The organism is Helicobacter sp. 12S02232-10 (assembly GCF_002272895.1).
Lineage (GTDB): Bacteria > Campylobacterota > Campylobacteria > Campylobacterales > Helicobacteraceae > Helicobacter_J.
Genome location: NZ_MLAQ01000051.1, coordinates 1 through 298, shown reverse-complemented (window position 1 = coordinate 298; position 298 = coordinate 1). Strand labels below are relative to the sequence as shown.

At 39.6% G+C, this 298-nt stretch carries 1 protein-coding gene; it reads left to right on the top strand.

Features of this window, described 5'->3' with window-relative positions; genetic code table 11:
• A partial coding sequence (locus BKH41_RS09975) for a hypothetical protein (RefSeq protein WP_180762826.1) occupies positions 1–298 on the top strand: 298 nt, incomplete at both ends.

The following is a 298-nucleotide window of genomic DNA, read 5'->3' as shown; positions in this document are numbered from 1 at the left end:
GATGCAGCATTGGGCACTTATAATAAAACCTTGAGTGCAAATGAAGTCACAAGCATTGTTTCTTCTAATGCAAGCTCAGTTTATAACTTCATCAATGCAGGCACCCTCTCCAATAAAGCAGACTCTGCTACTTCTGGAGAAAATAATATCTTAACTGCTTTCACCCAAGCCAAAGCAAAAGGAACACTCAATCTAGAAGGCACTTCCATTGGAAGTGATGGTTTAGACCTCACTCAAAATGCTTCCGCATTGAATTTGAATGCAATCTTTGATAATAGAGGGGTGGATACTTCTATCG